Source organism: Pedobacter folensis, from assembly GCF_056490665.1.
Genome location: NZ_JBWJIF010000001.1, coordinates 1,214,780 through 1,233,107, shown reverse-complemented (window position 1 = coordinate 1,233,107; position 18,328 = coordinate 1,214,780). Strand labels below are relative to the sequence as shown.

16 protein-coding genes are annotated in these 18,328 nt (G+C 38.5%); 6 read left to right on the top strand and 10 right to left on the bottom strand.

The window, feature by feature from the left end; genetic code table 11:
- Nucleotides 1-50 precede the first annotated feature (50 nt).
- The 3 genes from AC04QZ_RS04930 to AC04QZ_RS04920 all read left to right on the top strand — a co-directional run bounded on the left by AC04QZ_RS04930 (nucleotide 51) and on the right by AC04QZ_RS04920 (nucleotide 2,614).
- A complete protein-coding gene (locus tag AC04QZ_RS04930) occupies nucleotides 51-551 on the top strand; it encodes a hypothetical protein (RefSeq protein ID WP_086546640.1) in 501 nt (166 codons plus the stop codon).
- 198 nt (nucleotides 552-749) lie between these two features.
- Nucleotides 750-1,112, top strand: coding sequence for a BlaI/MecI/CopY family transcriptional regulator (locus AC04QZ_RS04925; protein ID WP_057935055.1), 363 nt, complete (start codon nucleotides 750-752; stop codon nucleotides 1,110-1,112).
- Nucleotides 1,113-1,117: 5 nt separating this feature from the next.
- Nucleotides 1,118-2,614 carry a M56 family metallopeptidase gene (locus tag AC04QZ_RS04920; RefSeq protein ID WP_478356819.1) on the top strand — a complete coding sequence of 499 codons (1,497 nt, stop codon included), beginning with the start codon at nucleotides 1,118-1,120 and terminating at the stop codon, nucleotides 2,612-2,614.
- A 162-nt stretch (nucleotides 2,615-2,776) separates the two neighbouring features.
- Here AC04QZ_RS04920 and AC04QZ_RS04915 read toward each other — a convergent pair whose 3' ends face one another.
- Nucleotides 2,777-5,434, bottom strand: coding sequence for a TonB-dependent receptor (locus tag AC04QZ_RS04915; RefSeq protein WP_478356818.1), 2,658 nt, complete (start codon nucleotides 5,432-5,434; stop codon nucleotides 2,777-2,779).
- Nucleotides 5,431-6,387, bottom strand: coding sequence for a GLPGLI family protein (locus AC04QZ_RS04910; RefSeq protein ID WP_478356817.1), 957 nt, complete (start codon nucleotides 6,385-6,387; stop codon nucleotides 5,431-5,433). Before AC04QZ_RS04910 ends, AC04QZ_RS04915 begins: the two co-directional genes overlap by 4 nt.
- Before the next feature lie 1,271 nt (nucleotides 6,388-7,658).
- On the opposite strand from AC04QZ_RS04910, the gene rplU reads away from it, so the two are divergent.
- The 3 genes from rplU to AC04QZ_RS04895 all read left to right on the top strand — a co-directional run bounded on the left by rplU (nucleotide 7,659) and on the right by AC04QZ_RS04895 (nucleotide 9,674).
- Nucleotides 7,659-7,970 (top strand): 50S ribosomal protein L21, encoded by a 312-nt coding sequence (gene rplU, locus AC04QZ_RS04905; RefSeq protein WP_025146774.1) that lies wholly within the window; start codon nucleotides 7,659-7,661, stop codon nucleotides 7,968-7,970.
- Between the two features lie 52 nt (nucleotides 7,971-8,022).
- Nucleotides 8,023-8,439 carry a 50S ribosomal protein L27 gene (rpmA, locus tag AC04QZ_RS04900; protein ID WP_086546634.1) on the top strand — a complete coding sequence of 139 codons (417 nt, stop codon included), beginning with the start codon at nucleotides 8,023-8,025 and terminating at the stop codon, nucleotides 8,437-8,439.
- Between the two features lie 386 nt (nucleotides 8,440-8,825).
- Entirely contained in the window at nucleotides 8,826-9,674 is an 849-nt protein-coding gene (locus AC04QZ_RS04895; RefSeq protein WP_478356816.1) for a hypothetical protein, read from the top strand.
- A 46-nt stretch (nucleotides 9,675-9,720) separates the two neighbouring features.
- Here AC04QZ_RS04895 and AC04QZ_RS04890 read toward each other — a convergent pair whose 3' ends face one another.
- From AC04QZ_RS04890 to AC04QZ_RS04855, 8 genes are all read right to left on the bottom strand, one after another.
- A complete protein-coding gene (locus AC04QZ_RS04890; RefSeq protein WP_478356815.1) occupies nucleotides 9,721-10,422 on the bottom strand; it encodes a hypothetical protein in 702 nt (233 codons plus the stop codon).
- Nucleotides 10,423-10,427: 5 nt separating this feature from the next.
- Nucleotides 10,428-11,183 carry a hypothetical protein gene (locus AC04QZ_RS04885; protein WP_478356814.1) on the bottom strand — a complete coding sequence of 252 codons (756 nt, stop codon included), beginning with the start codon at nucleotides 11,181-11,183 and terminating at the stop codon, nucleotides 10,428-10,430.
- A gap of 98 nt (nucleotides 11,184-11,281) precedes the next feature.
- Complete coding sequence (locus tag AC04QZ_RS04880) at nucleotides 11,282-12,247, bottom strand: polyprenyl synthetase family protein (protein ID WP_478356813.1); 966 nt, start codon at nucleotides 12,245-12,247, stop codon at nucleotides 11,282-11,284.
- A 46-nt stretch (nucleotides 12,248-12,293) separates the two neighbouring features.
- Nucleotides 12,294-14,426, bottom strand: a complete 2,133-nt coding sequence (rnr, locus tag AC04QZ_RS04875; protein WP_478356812.1) for a ribonuclease R — start codon at nucleotides 14,424-14,426, stop codon at nucleotides 12,294-12,296.
- The gene (locus AC04QZ_RS04870) at nucleotides 14,374-14,634 is read right to left on the bottom strand and encodes a hypothetical protein (RefSeq protein ID WP_478356811.1); all 261 of its coding nucleotides are present in this window, start codon (nucleotides 14,632-14,634) and stop codon (nucleotides 14,374-14,376) included. The genes rnr and AC04QZ_RS04870 overlap by 53 nt, the downstream gene beginning before the upstream one ends.
- Before the next feature lie 132 nt (nucleotides 14,635-14,766).
- Nucleotides 14,767-15,807 (bottom strand): sialidase family protein, encoded by a 1,041-nt coding sequence (locus tag AC04QZ_RS04865; protein WP_478356810.1) that lies wholly within the window; start codon nucleotides 15,805-15,807, stop codon nucleotides 14,767-14,769.
- Nucleotides 15,808-15,813: 6 nt separating this feature from the next.
- Nucleotides 15,814-17,520 carry an ABC transporter ATP-binding protein gene (locus AC04QZ_RS04860; protein WP_478356809.1) on the bottom strand — a complete coding sequence of 569 codons (1,707 nt, stop codon included), beginning with the start codon at nucleotides 17,518-17,520 and terminating at the stop codon, nucleotides 15,814-15,816.
- The gene (locus AC04QZ_RS04855; protein ID WP_478356808.1) at nucleotides 17,520-18,233 is read right to left on the bottom strand and encodes a 3'-5' exonuclease; all 714 of its coding nucleotides are present in this window, start codon (nucleotides 18,231-18,233) and stop codon (nucleotides 17,520-17,522) included. The genes AC04QZ_RS04860 and AC04QZ_RS04855 overlap by 1 nt, the downstream gene beginning before the upstream one ends.
- Nucleotides 18,234-18,328: the final 95 nt, after the last annotated feature.

The following is an 18,328-nucleotide window of genomic DNA, read 5'->3' as shown; positions in this document are numbered from 1 at the left end:
ACAATTCTCTCATTCAATAATTAAATATTCATTCAATAATTCAATATCAAGTGTCAAGTAGAGGAAAAAAAATATTCTTAGCCATTACCATTATCGTTCCGATGATCATTTATTGTTATATCTATTACAAACCGATTATTCAGAATGCACCTTTCCGCAAGGATGATTTTGTGTCGATGCAATATAGTTATGGCTTAAAAGATACTTTAGAAAATACATATGATTCAAAAACTGGTGTTTATCAGTACGTAAACAATAAGGACTCTGTGGTGACCAAAAAGTTCTTTTTAAAGAGCAACGATGTATTATACATGCATAGAAAGGCAAATGAAATCGGCCTTTGGAATTTTCCAGATACCATTGGTAAAAAAAGTGACAAATCCAGGTTAGTACCGCGCTATGATATTACTTTCAATTATAAAAAGAAATCAAAACACGTAACCATTTATGGCGACTTTGATGGCAATCCAAAATTACTGGATGCAGCTGTTCAAATGAGAAAAATTATTCAGGAAACCTTATTACAGGCGGAAAAAAGAAGCGGGAAGTAGGTAAGGTTAGTCCGAAGTCGGGAGTCCGGCGGTCCGAAGCCAAATTGCCTGTAAATCAGTTTGGGGTCGATTATCGAAGCACGATTAATCAATCAACAATGAACCAGAAAAGACTTTAATAAAGTGCTAAATGTTAGCGTTTTGTTAAAGTCTTTTTCTTTTAGGATGTTTTCGTATATTTACGATATATTCGTAATAATGGAAAAGTTAACATTACAGGAAGAAGAAGCGATGCTGGCCGTTTGGCAGATAGGTAAGGGGTTTATCAAAGATTTTATGGATGTACTTCCAGATCCGAAACCGCCATACACTACACTGGCCTCTACCATCAAAAATTTAGAACGGAAAGGCTATCTGGTTAGCGAGCGTTTTGCGAATGCGAACCGCTACAGTGCCAAGGTGAAGGAAGTGGAATATAAAAAGCGCTTTATGAGTGGTTTTGTGAATAATTATTTTCAGAGCTCTTATAAAGAACTGGTTGCTTTTTTTGCAAAGGATAAAAAAATCAGTGCGGAGGAACTTAAAGAGATTATAAATTTAATTGAGAACCCTGAAAAGTAAATGCCATGCCACATTTCTTTATCATTCTATTGAAAATTAATTTGGTGCTGATTTTGTTTTCAGCAACCTATTACCTGGTGTTGCGCAGGCTAACTTTCTATTCCATCAACAGGGTATTTCTGCTGTTTGGGATCATTTTTTCTTCAGCCTATCCCTTTATTAACCTGACCGCGTTTTTTGCCGCTCAGAAAGCTGTACCTGCCTTCGTTCCGCAATTCAATCAGCAGGTTAGTCAATTGGTGCAACAAAATGCCGTTTCGATATTTTGGCAAGGTTTAACTGTTCTTTTTTATATTGGCGTTATAGTAATGGGCATGAGGTTACTGGTGCAGTTTATGTCACTTTATAGGATGCATAAAAAATCTTCGCCAGAGCAATTAAACAACTATCATGTGCGGATTTTAAATGATGAGGTAAGCCCGTTTAGCTTTTGGCAAACCATTTATATCAATCCGCTTTTACATAAAAAACAAGATTTAAGCAATATTCTCGAGCACGAACGTGTGCATGTAGAAGAATGGCACACTTTTGATATCATTTTGGCTGAAATTTGTGTGGTTTTCTACTGGTTTAATCCAGGGGTTTGGTTAATGAAAAAAGCCGTAAGGGAAAACATTGAATTTATTACCGACGCTAAAATTTTAAGGAAAGGGATTGATAAAAAAGCTTACCAATACAGTTTATTAGATGTAGGAACCTTGCAGCCATCTGTCGCTATCGTGAACAATTTTAACCTGTCTGACCTTAGAAAACGGATTAAGATGATGAATGCGAAACGTTCTTCAAAAGTAAACCTCACCCGGTATTTATTTGTGTTGCCTGTATTGCTTTGTATTACACTCGCTTTTACCATCGATAAGAAGGACGTAAAGAAAAGCCTGGCACCCTTAACAAAAATAGTCAACGATGTTTTGCCCGATAAAGTTGCTGCCGTTCGTGTACAGCCGAAAACGGTTTTAAAGCCTAAAGCAAAAAAGAGCATACTTATTGATACATTGAAAAGACCAGATACAATCACTAAAATGACTTTTATTTTTAAAAGTATAGTCGATGGTGCAGATTCCTCCCGAAAATCAGTAGAAGATGTTTTGAAGGGCCTGGGTAATAAAGTGAAAATGATGAGCTTTAAAACAGATGGAGATTTTAAAGGCCAAACCTTTGTACAGCATTTTAATTTTACCGATACGATAAATCCGGACCATAAAATTGTTAATATAAAGATTGTAGCTAAAAAAGACGGTGATTTCGAGACCTTGCCAATGCCCCCAAAAAGTGGTGTTGGTATGTTTTATTTTTTAAAATCAACAGCCAAAATATCAGATCGGAAGGATGGAAATCAACATGTAACAGGCAGTGGAACTATAGTGAATGAAACTACCACCTATTTTTTAAATGGTAATAAAATTTCAAAAGAGGAACTTGATAAACTGAATTTAAATAAGATTTCTGATCTCAAAGTGGACCGGAATAATCAGGCTATCCAGATTAGTATGAAGCCATAATCGGTTTCAAATAGCGTAGCTTTCTGCGAAAGCCCGTTATTGCGAGACAGGCTTTTCAGCCGACAGCCTGTCCCGACCTTTCGGGGAAGCAATCTTTATGGCAAGAATCACTAGCATGAAAGATTGCTTTGTCGTTCCTCCTCGCAATGACGAATCTATTTATTAAAAATTAAAAGTAGCTTTAAGCATAGCCACTCTGCCTGGTATGTAATATGTTCCGGTGGTAAGTGAATTTGCTGAAAGGTAAATTGCATCAAACCTTTTGATGTTGGCCAGATTGGTTATCCCAAATTCTAAGTCCGTTTTCATTTTGAGGTATTTGTACTTAATATTCATATCTGCAAAAAGATATTTTAGGTTCGGCTGTGTAGACTGATGTGTGAATAAATGCTCCGCCGATAAATTTAAATACACATTTCTAACCGTGGTAATGGCCAGGGTAGATTGCTGTCTAAGCTGTTGAAAATTTGTTTTTATCGCATTGGCAACTTTGGCTTTGTTATCGGTTACCGCGAAATTGGCAAGGTAAGACCAATTGATAAAGCTGGCAAGTTTTGCTTCAATACCTACTTTATAAGAAACAGTTTGTGCATTAAATGCAAATAGCTCGTTATTCTGTAATTGATCGTATCTACTCTGCGAAAAACTTAACCCTGCACTCACCGTGCTTCTCAGATCGAAAAGATATTTGCTTGCATTTGCACTAAATGAAAGCGTACGGATGTGATTGCTTAACGGTAGCACAACCCTTTGCTGGATATTGTTGCTTAAACTGTATGAAGAAATGGTGTTCAATTCTGCATCACTGTAGTTGGCCGTTAAATTGATGAATAACATTTGCATCGCTTTTCTAAAGTTAAATCCGGCTCCAAGGTTATGTGTTTTCGATTCCGAAATCGGTGCATTGTTAGCGAAAAGCGAACGGTAATTTTTTAATACGGTACCCCTATAAACGTCATCAATTCCGCCCAGGTCGTTCCGAAAGGCATAATTGGCCGTCACATAATTTTCAGTGCTCGTTTGATACTTTACATTAAGCGAAGGGTTTAAAAATAATTTATGCAGGCTTTTATCCAGTTGGTTTACTTCGTCGCTGTAGTTAATTTGATTGTAGCTTAAGGGTAAGCTGAGTCCTGCTTTTAATTTGTCATTTGTAAATTCATAGGTCGCGTCCGCGTAGAGCTTTGTTTTAAGCCAGTCGAGATCATTTACCGCATTAGCCGAAAGTTCTGTTTGCTGGTTATTTTGTATACGGTAAAGCTCTGAATTGAGCTGTTGCTGCTGTATATTAAAACCTGTCTTATAGGTTTGTACGAAATTGTTTTTCACAAAGGCGAACGATGCATAATTATTGGTGTACCAGGTTGGAATTTTAATGTACTGGCTTAAACCCAGATAACTGTTTCCATTGTTTAAGATATCGGCATTGAGGCCTGGTGTAATGTTTAATGTTTCAGGCTGCGTTGTCCGGTTTAAATAAGAGTAGAGGTTAATTACATCTTCCGACTTTAATTTTTTACGGTAATTAAATTCATTAGAAATATCGAGGGTTTCCTGACGAAGTACCTGATTAGCTGCAAGATTATTAATGATAAAGCCAGAAGCGCTTTTGTAAGGCGCATAATCCAATACAAAGTTGTTATTCAGATAATATTTGTCTGCATTTCCATTCAGGTTAAATTGGGTGCGGAGTTTTTGCGGATTGATAACATTGTTCTGCGATTCTGAATAACTAATGGTTTGACCAGAAAGATAGGTTTCTGAAAACTTATTGTATTGCTGGTCGCGCTGATCGTACAGATAGGAAAGGTTTGCCCTTAGTTGCAGGTCCTGATTAAACTTGTATAAATTGTTTAAATTAATCAATCCGGCTTGATTAAAAAGATACCTGCTTTGTGGTAAGGACGGTACGCCTGCAGCGCCTGTAGATAAAAGTCCGCCTGGTTTATCATTGTCGAGGCGTTTTAAATAATCCGATAAATTGTGTGAGGTAAGGTCGATCCCCGGATCGTTACCAATGTTATTGCCTTTAATGTTATTGATGAACTTCAGCTTTTTATTAAATAACATAGCTGTGAGGTTTTCGTCAAAGCGCCTGGGCATTCCGGCACCAACGGTTGCATCGCCCATCACCTTCAGTTTAGCATCGTCTTTAATCACCAGGTTCAAGGCAACATCATCACTCATGTTGTTTTTGCGCATCATTTTAATGGGCTGGTCATTCTGGATAACCTGTACCTTATCTACAGCACTTTGTGGGATACTTTTGGTGCCGATGTTATACTTGTCATCTAAAAGATTATCGCCATCTACATAGAGGTTAGAAATCGATTTTCCATTATAACTGATCTTCCCATTTTCTGCAACTTCTATTCCCGGCATTTTTTTCAAAACATCGCTAATGCTCCGGTCTTGTTTGTCGGCAAAATCAGATGGCCTGTAATTTAAGGTATCGCCATTTGCCGTTAATGATGGCCGGTTTTTTACCGTTACGGTTTCTAATGTGGTTTCACTGTGTTGCAGAACGAGGTCATAACTTTTGTTTACATCTGTCACAACGGTGCTCAGTTTTTTATAACCAATGCTTGAGGCTTCAATTTTATAACCTGCAATCTGATCATTTTTTAAAGGAATATTAAATTCTCCGTTACGGTTGGTTCTGGTAAAATTTATAATATTCCCTTCAGCATCTTTTAGACTGACATTAACTGATTCAATTGCCTTACCATTATGATCTTTAACCAAACCCTTGATCGGTTTTTGAGCCAGAGCCGAAAAAGCAGTGAGCAAAAACAGCAGCATTATCGCATAGTTTCTCATTTTTTCTCTGGAATTTCGATTGGGTTGTTGATCTCGGCTTTGTTTATGATTGCGCCTCCGGCCGGACGTGGAGCAGGGTTAGCCCTAAACGAACCTTGCATGCCGCTTGCGGCCATTTGGGCCTGCATAAACCCTTGTGGATCTTTATCTCTTGCCGCTTTAAGTTTGTCTAATTCTTTTCTGGTGGTTTTGATGGCATCTGCGGGTAATTTAATCTCCGATCCAAGGTAAGAGGTGCTTACATCTATTCCGACCATTTTGACTACACCTGTACTGTTCGGCATTACAATTTTGCCATCCTCACCCGAGTTTGCCTGGCTGGCATCTTCTTTTACGTTTTCAAGACCAGCAAATGTAAATTTTACCTCTTTTTTCTCATCATAAGCTTCCACAATCAAACCTGGCAATCCATTTAATTTCCACGGACCGCTCTGAAAAGGTATTTCTGTAGCAAACCAGGCTATCCAGTTTCTGCCTTTAAAGTTTGTGGTTGCTTTTTGGCAGGCTATACCCGAAAAACTCATGGTATCTTTTAAAATTTTCCAATCGATTTGTGGCGCAGTTTCTTCAACAAGGTAATTGTTAAACAAGCGCTCTTTGGTAATCATTTTATGCTCATTGGCAAAAAAGAAATAATCTACCTGTGTTAGCGGAGCTTTCATTTCACTTTTGATCTCAATTTTCATGTTGCTGTTACCCGTTTGGTTTTTCATCTGTTCCTGTATCTGCTTTTGGGTATTTAAGGCCTGGTTCAGCTTATCATAACTGGTATACACAGAAGCATTTTTGCCGGTTACCAGCAACATATTCTCCGTACGGGGTTTGTCTTTTTGCGTTGTATCTGCAATGTGCGTAAAAGTATATCTTACTCTTGCCAGGGCCTTATCAGGGTTTTGGGCTTTTGCCGAAAGGGTTAAGGCACTTGCTAAACAGATGGTTAGGGTTAGTTTCATGAGTTTTGTTTTTAAGTTTTCTATTTAATATTCGTAAATCTACGAAATATTCGTAATAAGAAAAGCGCTTTAACATTTTTTAACGAAGAGAAGATAGGGGGGAGAAAATGAAATTGAAGATGTAAGATGGGAAATGTAAGATGGGAAATGTAAAATGGGAAATGTGAAATGGGAAATGTGAAATGGGTAACTGAGTTGATTAGGACATTCTATTGGTGGGTTCGTAATGCGATGCATATAGCAAAGGATGGCTTGAAAAACTGAATTCTGTGAACTAAACCTGATGGTAATGAAAAGCCCGGAGTGTAACGAGGACTTGTAATGAACAGCAGGACTGGGGTAACCGATGGATAGCCTAAATTGCTTTTCAAGAAAAACGATACGTATCTTTATACAAGTGCAGGATACTCGCAAATTTTTAGTTATGATTTGGAAATGAACGGGTGGTAGCCTTTGGCGGCCTTCAGTCCTGCCATTCGCTATAGCTCCGATAGAAAAAATCTGAGGCTGTCGCTGCTGTCAGGTTTAAGAACGAAGGGTTCTGCACCTGGCAAGCCCGAAAATGAAATGGCCGATCCTTTTCTAAAAAATGCAATTAAAATAGTTGTTCAATCGATCTCGAAATCCTTAAATCCTCCCAATCCTGATCCGGTATGATTGAAGTAAAAAATATTGATATGTCATCCTTAGCGGAGTCGACGGAGCTTGAACAGGACATTCTATTGGTGGGTTCGTAACGCGATGCATTATAGCAAAGGATGGCTTGAAAAACTGAATTCTGTGAACTAAACCTGATGGTAATGAAAAGCCCGGAGTGTAACGAGGACTTGTAATGAACAGCAGGACTGCAGTAACCGATGGATAGCCTAAATTGCTTTTCAAAAAAAAACGATACATATCTTTATACAAGTGCAGGATACTCGCAAATTTTTAATTATGATTTGGAAATGAGCGGGTGGTAGCCTTTGGTGGCCTTCAGTCCTGCCATTCGCTATAGCTCCGATAGAAAAAACCGGAGGCTGTCGCTGCTGTCAGGTTTAAGAACAAAGGCTTCTGCACCTGGCAAGCCCGAAAATGAAATGCCGCCATACTTTCTAAAAAAAATGCAATTAAAATAGTTGTTCAATAGATCTTGAAATCCTTAAATCCTCGCAATCCTGATCCGGTAAGATTGAAGTAAAAAATATTTTCGATATGTATTTGTGTGTTAATTGAATTTGTTCTATATTTGCACCTCGTTAAATAAAAATTAAAAAACTAATATTTAAACAATGTACGCAATAGTAAATATAGCAGGGCAGCAATTTAAAGTTGCTAAAGACCAGCACCTTTTTGTACACAGATTACAAGGAGATGAAGGCGCTAGTATTGAATTTGATAATGTATTGTTGGTTGACAACGGTGGTGCAATTACTGTAGGTGCTCCTGCAGTTAAAGGTGCTAAAGTTTCAGCTAAGATCGTATCTCATTTAAAAGGTGATAAAGTAATTATTTTCCACAAAAAACGTAGAAAAGGTTACAAAAAGAAAAATGGTCACCGCCAGTTTTTCACTAAGATTCAGATCTCTGACATCACTCTATAATTAATTGTTAACCCAATAATTCGCTTTTTAGCGAGTTACAAAATATAAAATCATGGCACACAAAAAAGGAGCCGGTAGTTCGAAAAACGGACGTGAATCGCATAGTAAGCGTTTAGGTATTAAAATTTTCGGTGGGCAATTAGCTATCGCTGGAAACATTTTAGTACGTCAACGTGGAACAAAACACCACCCTGATAAAGGTGTTGGTATTGGTAGAGACCACACTTTATTTGCTTTAGTTGATGGTACTGTAATTTTCAGAAAGAAACAAGATAACAAATCTTATGTTTCTATCCTTCCTATCACTGAAGCTGAAATCGAAGCAGCAGTAGCTAAAGCACCAGTGGCTAAAAAAGCGGTTGCAAAGAAAGAAGTTGTAGCTGAAGAAGCTGCTCCGGCAAAAAAAGCTCCAGCTAAAAAAGCAGCTAAAAAAGACGAAACTACTGAAGAAGCTGCACCTGCAGAATAATTAGTAACGAACTTATAAATGAAAAGTCCTGATGAAAATCGGGACTTTTTTTGTTTTGGTGTGGTTCATTAGTCATTCGTTCATTGGTCGAACCGGTTAATTGGCGCTAAACGCCAAGCGCTTGACGCTAAACGCTATAATTTCCCTTCAACTCCGCTCAGGACGAGATATTGTGCGATGGGTTAACTAACACCAACCGCCAAACGCTTGACGCCAAACACTATAATTTCCCTTCAACTCCGCTCAGGATGACATATGATGGAAATCGGTTAGTTGACTTCGGACTCCAGACTACCGACTTCGGACTCAATTGTTAAAGCCTGTTAAATAACAAAATTTAACAATTCCTCGCGATACATTCGTATATCATTATTTAATTATTTGCGATGAATTTTAAAATACTCAGCTTATCTGTTTTTTCTATTATGCTAGGTAGCTTTTCCGTTAAAGCACAGGATGTAGAAGAGAATATCCGCATGGTGAAACCTTTTAAGGCCGATGGCATATCGAACGAATGGAACGAACCGCTTAACCAATACAACGATGCCACCAAGCTGGCCTTTGCCCTGGCCAACGATGACAAAAACCTGTACATCATTATCGAATCGTTGGATCCCCAAACTACTTTTAGTGTACTGAAGGGTGGAATTACCTTAAATATTAATACGGAAGGCAAGAAAAAAGACGGAATGAAATTAACTTTCCCTTTAATGGATAGGCCGCCAATGCCGAAAGAAGGAGAAGAACACCATGATCATGCGCCTTTATCACCAGATGGAGCTACACATGATCCTGTAGTGATGAATAAAAGTATCCGTGTTTCTGGTTTTAAAAATATAGCTGATGGTGAACTGCAAGCAATGAACCAGGACGGCATTGAAACCGGAATGAGTATTCATCCGAATAGGGATCTTATTTATGAACTGAGTATTCCATTAGCGCAATTACAGGTGGGGTTGGACCTCAAAAAACCATTGGTATACAACATTAAAATCAATCAGCCGAATAAGTCGGGCTTTAAAAGGGAAGGTAAGCCTGAAGGTGCAAGCGGCGGCAGAGGAAGATCAGGCGGTAGCCGTGGAATGAGAGGCGGAGCTATGGGCGGTGGCGGCCGTGGTGGTATGGGTGGTGGAGGAAGAATGGGTGGAGGCGGTGGTCAACGCCCACCAGAGGGTGGCGAATCAGCTTCTAAAAGCTCGGATTTTTGGATTAAATATAAGCTGGTGAAAGCCTAATCAGAATAATAAAAAATGTTGTTCTAAGCTCACAGAACAACATTTTTTATTTGCTCACTTTAATGTGAGAAGCAACATAGGTTAAGGCCTCATGGTTTAACTTCATTTGTGGTAATGTGCTGCTTTCAAATTCAATAAACATCTTATAGTTGTTTTGTTCATAAACATATGCAATACCATTAAACTTTATACCTTCTTTTGCAATGTTATAAGTTACCAGCTTAGTTGTTGGGCTTAACTTTATAAATTCTTTGAAATTTTTAATTCCGCTCCCTGCCTTTAACTTTTTAAAAGATTTGTCGACAGCTGTACTACTTTCAAAATCATGCACGAAGACATTTAAATTTTTTTTGGTTTTAAATGCGAATTTTAAGGAATCATCGTGTGTGTTCTGAAAAAAACAACCTTTTTCTATTTTAAGCTGGCTTTTTATATCCAGGGCAACAAGAGAGTCTTTTGCCACTTTAACAATATAAAAATCCCTTAAACGAGTTTGGTCCAGTGAGTCGAGATATTTGTATCTTTTATAAAGCAAACTGTTCCAGGCTTTAGGTGCATGAGCAGGAGGCAATGGCCGCTGATCCGAAAACTGCTGCTCCGACATCTTAAACTCAATAGGTTCTGTAGCCTTAGATTGTCGCGAATCCATTTTGTTGCAAGTGGCAACAAGACGCACTACTGCAAAAATAGCTATAACTATACTAAGCACCGTTCTCCAAACAGGTCTTTCTTTGTATTCATCTTCCATATTGATTATCTAAAATCGGCAGTTGTTAAACGGAGTTCGTTCAGCTGGTTTCCTTTTTGATCGTAATAGATATATTTGACCGCAGTAATGTTAAAGCGAACAAAAGAGTTTAGCATTTTTGATAATTTGCCACTTCTTAATATTTCACTTTTTACTAATGATATACCTGCTTCGGTTTTTAGCGGATTAACTAAGTCTTTTGGAGCCCTAACATGATACACGAGGTCGCCAATTCTATTTTGATCGACCCTGAAAATGGTCATTCCAGATGATGGATCAGTATATGGCAAACTTTTATTCAGCGCGGTCAGCATTGCTCCAAGTTCGCTGGTGGGAGCGTGGGGCTTCGGATTAATAATACTGGGTTGGTTGTTGAGTACATCCGCTGTAGCACTGTTTAACTCATCCATCTTCTTTTTATCCACTATGATAGAAGAGATTTCCGATAAATTATCGGTGTAATAGATGATTTCGAATTTAACACCTTCATCAAGCATCTGCCTTGATAAGGGTTGATTTTTTAAAGTCTCCATCATCATATTCGGCATAATCTGCTTAATGAAATTATTTTCCGGATCGCTGATCGAAAATGTAGTTACTGTCTTTATTTTGATGATTTTGTTTTTGTAATCTGCTTCTGCTGAAGTACGGCTTACAGATTGAATATTGCGATAACTGGCGCCATCGTTATAGTCTTTTACAAATTTAGCCATCTGATCTCTCGAATCTTTACAGCCAGTATTAGCTAATAAAATGGTCAAAAAGACCGAAAGAAAAGTTAATTTTAAAGCTATTCGGTAGGATAATGATCGTGTTTTTATGGATAAGGTTTGCATGAGAGGTTAATTATGTTTGTGATTTAATTATTTCGTTTCAATAGCTGTTCTGCGAGTTGATGAAGATCTTCTTTATTTGATGCTGTGGCTTCAATATCTTTTAGATTTTGGAAAGCCAGCGCTGCATATTTCATCATCTCTTTTTCGGCTTCTTCTCGGATCTGAAGTTCGTTATATATTGCTGTAACTGCTTTAACTTTTTCCTTAATATTTGGGTTTTTATTATCAATCCAACCCTGAAGTGCTGATGAATTGGTTTTCGATAGTGCTTTCAATAGCAGGAAAGTCTTTTTATTGGCAATAATATCACCGCCAATCTGTTTCCCGAATTTTTCAGGATCGGCATAGACGTCTAAAATATCATCCTGCAGTTGAAAGGCAATGCCTATATTTTCGCCAAACTGATAAATTAAGTCAGCATCTTTTTCTGAAGCACCCGCGATAATGGCTCCAAGTTTTAGCGCACCACCCAAAAGCACCGCCGTTTTTAACCTGATCATGTTGATGTATTCTTCAATACTTACATCATCACGGCCTTCAAACTCCATATCCAGCTGCTGACCTTCGCAAACGCCTTGTGCCGTTGCATTAAAGGCATTTAGTACAGGACTGAGAAAGGCTGGGTTAACTTTTGCAAGGCTTTTATTGGCTTCTACCATCATTACATCGCCACTTAAAATGGCAATATTGGTACTCCATTTTTCGTGTACTGTAGCTTTTCCTCTGCGAAGAGGCGCATTGTCCATAATATCATCATGAACCAGCGTAAAATTATGGAAGATCTCAATGGCCATAGCGGCATGGATCGATTCATTAGCATCTTCACCAAACAACTCGGTAGCCATTAAAACCAATAAAGGTCTTACCCGTTTTCCACCCAGATTAATGATATAAGTAATCGGATCGTAAAGCTGTTTAGGGTGATCCGGAAACTTTAAATTTTGTATTGCAGTATCTAAAATTTGTTGTAATTCTTCTGTAGTATGCATTGTAATTATTGCGTAAACACTGTGTTTAAGGCACAATTTTAAATTTTTAATCTGGAATTAAGGTGAAATCGATTTGACGTTTAGAAAGATCTACTTTTTTCACCCTGATCATCACTTCATCTCCAAGCTGGTATTTTTTCTTTTTGCGTTGACCTACAATACAGTAGTTTTTCTCATCAAGCACATAAAAATCGTCTGAGATGTCCCTTAAACGAATCATGCCTTCACATTTGTTCTCTTCAATCTCTACATACATGCCCCATTCGGTAACACCCGAAATAATACCTTTGTACGCCGTACCGATATTGTTTTCCAAATATTCGGCTTGTTTGTATTTAATAGAAGCACGTTCGGCATCAGCAGCTCTTTTTTCCATAGCTGAAGAATGTACACAGGCCACTTCGTAAAATTCCATGTCTGCCGATTTACCACCATCTAAATAAGTCTGTAATAGCCTGTGTGCCATCACATCCGGATAACGACGGATAGGCGAAGTAAAGTGGGTATAGTATTCGAAAGCCAGCCCGTAATGACTTGTTTTTTTAGTAGAATATATTGCTTTTGCCATTGATCTGATGGCCAGCGAAGTTAGAATATTCTGTTCTTTTTTGCCTTCTACATCATTCATTAAATTATTTAATGATCTGGCAATTTCTTTATCTGATTTGGTGTTGATTTTATAACCAAAACGTGAAGCAAATGTGGCGAAAGTATTCAGGGTTTCCATGTTTGGCGAATCGTGTACGCGATAAACAAAGGTCAGTTTGTCTTTTCCTTTTGTTTTTTTGGCGATAAACTCGGCAACTTTACGGTTGGCCAAAAGCATATAATCTTCAATCAGTTTATGGGCATCTTTACGCTCTTTTACATAAACACCAATTGGTTTGCCAGCTTCATCCAGTTTGAATTTAACTTCGGTACTTTCGAAACTGATCGCGCCGTTTTTAAATTTACGGTCGCGAAGGATATAGGCCAGTTCGTTGAGTTTCAGGATTTCTTTTGCATAATCGCCTTCTTTATTTTCGATTACTTCCTGTGCCTCTTCATAGCTGAATCTCCTGTCAGAGTGGATTACCGTTCTGCCATACCATTCAGACTGGATGTTGGCTTGTTCATCTAATTCAAAAACTGCTGCAAAACACAATTTATCTTCGTGCGGGCGCAACGAACATACTCCATTACTCAAACGCTCTGGTAACATGGGAATTACACGGTCGACCAGGTAAACCGAGGTCGCACGGCTATAAGCTTCTTTATCCAGTTCGGTCCCCTGAATGACATAATGTGAAACATCGGCAATGTGGACGCCTATTTCATGGTTTCCGTTAGGGAGCTTTTGATAGGAGATGGCATCATCGAAATCTTTCGCATCAGCCGGATCTATGGTAAAAGTTAATACGTTTCTAAAATCTTTTCTTTTGGCAATTTCAGCTGCAGGAATTTCTTCCGGTATGGCATTGGCTTCGCGCTCAACTTGTGGCGGAAACTCCAAAGGAAAACCATACTGCGCTAAAATGGCATTCATTTCGGTGTTGTTCTCACCCTGATTGCCGAGTACATGTTTAACAATCCCAATCGGGTTTTTGGCGCTTTCAGGCCAGTCAGATAGGGTTACCAATACACGCTGTCCGTTTTTGGCTTCGTGGGTATCGGCCAGAGGCACAAAAATATCGTGCATCATTTTTTTATCGTCTGCAATAACAAATGCAAAACGATCGGATATTTTGATTACACCTGTGAAATCTGATTTTGCCCTTTTAATAATTTCGACAACTTCGCCATCATTTTTACGACCGCTTTTCTTCGCAAAAACATAAGCCTTTACGGTATCGCCGTGCAATGCATTTTTGAGTTTGCGGGGGGCAACAAAAATATCTTTCTCAAATTCATCTTCGGGAACGATATACGCTGAACCATCAGCAGTCATATCAACTGTACCGATAATAAAGTTTTGAAGTTCTTTAAGTTTAAATTTACCTTTTTCTGGTTCTAAGAAAATTCCTGCACTTTTTCCTTCTTTTAAGATCTCGAGAATGGTTTCTCTAGATTCCTGATCGTTCAAATTTAATTTGGCCGAAACCTGCTTATAATTAAGCAGCTGATTATTGTTTTTTTCAAAAACATCACTAACCAATTGATTCAGAACCAATTTTATATTTGCCGATTTTTTCTTTGCCATATGCTAAACTGAATTTACCGAAGATACAGAAAAGATGCTCAGGATGGAAAATATAGGGGACAATATGTAAAATGGATGATGGAAGAGAGGATACGGAAAATGGAAAAGGGTGTATGGATGATGGTTTATAGTTCATTGGTTCAGCGGCCATTAGTTCATTAGTAAGGCAAATTGCCAAAAGTTCATAGTTGGTGGTTTGGTAGTTCATTGACCGGAGAGGTTATGAGAAAATCACTCTTTGACTATCGACTATTAGCCATGAACTAAATAATATTTTGCAAGTTAAACCTTCTTTCAAGATCCCTTTCCATTCTACGGACTACGGACTACGGACTACGGACTACGGACTACGGACTACCCTAATCTCTACATAAGTAATTTTCTTCCGTTCGGCAGTATAACTCAAATGTATGTTGCCGCTTTTATCCTGGATAATGGCCGGATAGCTGTATTCTCCTTTATCGTGGTTTTCTAAGGTGTAAATGTCCTGCCAGTTTTTGCCATCCGTTGATATGGCCAATTTTAAGATAGAACGTCCTTCCCACCAGTTTTTACCTGCTGTTAGTGGATTATAAACCAGTAATTGTCTTCCATCAATTAAGGTTACCGCATCACTTCCCGAATTGGGATTGGGTAATGTTGTTGCCGTTAATTTAGACCAGCTTTCGCCGTTATCTTCCGACCAGCTTTCTACAATCACATTCTGTCGGCTTCTGCACAATAACTGTAACCTTCCTTTTGGATAGGTGAGGATAGAAGGTTGGATTACGCCAAAGGTATCGCAGTTAATTTCAATCTTTTTCCAGTTTTTTCCTTTGCCATCTGATTTCTCAATGTGGATTGCCCATGTTTTTTCATCCAAACTTTCTGTACTTGAAGGATAAAGGATTGTTCCATTAGGTAATTGAAGAGGTTTGTTTTTAATTGGGCCTAAGAAACCTTTAGGCAATTGGTGTGCTTTCGACCAAGTTTTTCCATCATTGACAGATGTTTTATATTCTGCCCACCAGGTTCTTGGATTCGCACCAACCTTATAATGTAGAAATAATGTGCCGTTTTTTGTCTTAAAAAGGACAGGATTCCAGCAGGCAAATCTGCTCGTATCATTTATTATCCCATTTGCGATTTCGATGGGCTTACTCCATTGTGTTCCGGTTTTTATTGACGACCAGATGACTACGTCTTTACTGCCTTCGTGTTTACCGCCAAACCAGGCGGCCATTATTTTTCCTTTGCCTAAATCAACCAAAGTTGAGGCGTGACAGGCCTCGAACGGCGCCTTTTCAAAAATGGTAGCCGACTGAATAATCTCTACTTTTTGCGCATAAATGCTAAAAGAAAAGGAAATCATTAAAATAACAATCGAAAGCGATCTAAGCATTTTCTATTATTGATGTCCTGGAATAGCCTCGATCAGCTTTTGGGTATAAGCTGCTTTTGGTGCATAAAATATTTGTTCCGGAAAACCCTCTTCCTCAATTTTTCCTTTATTCATCACCAGAATACGGTCTGAAATATGCTTTACAACAGCAAGATCATGAGAAATGAAAATATAAGTGAGTCCGAATTCGCGTTGAAGGTCTTTGATGAGGTTTAAAACCTGCGCCTGAACGGAAACATCTAAAGCAGATACCGATTCGTCGCAGATGATAAATTTGGGTTGCAAAGCCAAAGCCCTGGCAATAACCACACGTTGCCTTTGTCCGCCACTAAACTCATGCGGATATCGGTTAAAATGTTCTTCTTTTAAGCCTACCTTATCAAGCAGTTCCAGTACCTTTTGTTTACGCTCGCTATCGTTACGGTATAATTTATGTACCTGTAATGGCTCTAAAATTGATTGACCGATACTTAATTTAGGGTTTAAAGACGCATATGGATCCTGAAAAATGATCTGTATATCTTTCCTTAATTTCCGTAAGGCTGTTTTGCCGATATGTGTAATGTTTTCCCCATTAAAAATGATCTCTCCGGATGTGGGCTGGATTAATCGTAAAATAGTCCGCCCCAAAGTGGTTTTACCACAACCCGATTCGCCCACCAGGCCTAAAGTTTCTCCAGGAAAAACCTCAAAATTTAACTGGTCGACAGCTTTAACATAATCGGTGGTTTTACCGAAAAGGCCATTGTGAATGGGATACCAGGTGCATAGGTCTTTAATTTGAAGTAAAGGTTCCTGAGCATAAAGTTTGGCTCTGCGTGCAGCTATTTCGGCTGTTGTTAACTGATTTGAGGCCTGGAGGTGTGCTGAGGCATCATCAATTTCTCCGGTAAGGAAATCGGCCACCACAGGTAGTTTTTTTAATTGGCGGTTAGGTGAGGGGCGACAGGCGAGTAAACCTTTGGTATATGGATGTTGTGGATTTTCGAAAATAGATTTTGCCGGACCTTGTTCTACGATTTCGCCCTTATACATTACAGCAACTTCATCGGCAATTTCATTTACTACGCCTAAATCGTGCGAAATAAAAATCATTGCCATATTTCGTTCCTGTTTCAGTTTTAATAGCAGTTGCAGGATGGTTTTCTGAACGGTTACATCTAAAGCTGTGGTGGGTTCATCGGCTATTAATAATTTTGGATCACAACTTAAAGCCATGGCAATCATTACCCTTTGCTTTTGTCCGCCTGATATTTGGTGTGGGTAACTCTCAAATATTTTTTCTGGTCGTGGTAATTGCACTTCGTTAAATAAAGCAATGGTATGTTTTTTGGCTTCCGCTTGATCTACCTTTCGATGCAGCATAATGGCTTCAGCCACCTGATACCCGCAGGTAAAAACTGGATTGAGCGAAGTCATGGGTTCCTGAAAAATCATCGAAATCTGGTTTCCCCTGATCTGGCGGATTTCATTCGAACTCAGGTTAAGCAGACTAATATCTTCAAAATCTATCTCGCCCGTAATTTTTGCTGCACGTTCATCGTGCAAACGCATAATAGAAAAAGACGTAACCGATTTTCCAGAACCAGATTCGCCAACAATACCTAAAACAGTTCCTTTTTTTACCTTAAAACTGATCTGTTTAACCGCTTTAAACCAGGTTTTTTCTTCCTGGTTATAGAAATCGATATTTAAATGCTCAACGTTTAACATTAGGTTACAATGGTAATGTTTTCTGCTGAAATTATATCCATTCCTTTAAATTTTAATAACACCTGAGCGGTAGTAATTACATCTTTCTGGCAATAGGTAACAATTCTATCCAGGTTTTTTTCTTCGTAATAAACCTGCCTTACCTGTGCGCCGTTGATGTCGTCTTTAGGCGTAGGAATATCTAAAATAGCAGCGAGTAGGTTTAAAGATGTAAAATGTTTGTAATCGCCGAATTTCCAAAGATCCATGGTATCGATGTGGTTCACTTCCCATGGTTTTTTGCCCGAAAGTTGTAGTTGAACCGGGATTTCTATGCCGTTAACCAATAACCTGCGGCATAAATAGGGAAAGTCGAATTCCTTTCCATTGTGTGCACAGAACATTAAGGTGGGTATTTGTTTACTCAATAGGGCAGAAAACTGTAGCAGCATTTCTTTTTCATCATCGCCAAAAATAGATTTGATGCGCAATGAGGTAGATTGGCCCTGTATACTAAAAATCCCCATGCTGATGCAGATGATCTTGCCAAATTCGGCCATAATACCGGCTTTTTCATAAAATTCTTCAGCAGTTTGGTCCTGATTTCTTTGGTAATGTGTTTTTTGTTCCCAAAGTTCCTGAAAATGGGGAGGTACATCTTGAAAAGATGGATATTGAGGCACAGTTTCGATATCGATAACCATTACCTGATTGAGATCTAACGCCTTTAGCATACATCAGTAATTTTCAATTAACAATTTACAATTTTCAATTCAAAATCTTCTATGCAAACCATTAAACATTATAACTATATTTTTATAAGTTTGGA